This window comes from Psychrobacter sp. W2-37-MNA-CIBAN-0211 (assembly GCF_040309405.1).
Classification (GTDB): Bacteria; Pseudomonadota; Gammaproteobacteria; order Pseudomonadales; family Moraxellaceae; genus Psychrobacter; species Psychrobacter glaciei.
The window spans coordinates 1-275 of record NZ_JBEOOU010000179.1 but is presented as its reverse complement, the minus strand read 5'-3'; the positions used below and the strand labels follow the sequence as shown (position 1 = coordinate 275).

Here is a 275-nt window from a genome sequence, read left to right as displayed (position 1 = left end):
CTCGTGGTCAAGGACGGCGTGGACCCTTATGACGCTGTGGTTTAAATGCTGAACCGCTTCCAGGGCTGGCGTGAACGTGGCTGGACGCCTGTCGAGGCCGAGGTTTACGCCCAGGCCTGGCAGCGTTTCGGCGGCAGCGTGGCGACTCATCCGCAGGTTGTCGAGCGGCTGGCGAACCTGGCGCAGATTCCGGTGCGTTACCTGGGCTGGGAGCAGGACGGTGAACTCAAGGGGGCGATTGCCACCTGGGGGCGCGACCTGGCCCTGTCCAAGGA

General features: G+C 65.5%; 1 protein-coding gene. It reads left to right on the top strand.

The window, feature by feature from the left end:
- Positions 1-45 precede the first annotated feature (45 nt).
- The coding region (locus AAEY72_RS14800; RefSeq protein ID WP_352311300.1) for a hypothetical protein at positions 46-275 on the top strand (230 nt) is incomplete at its 3' end.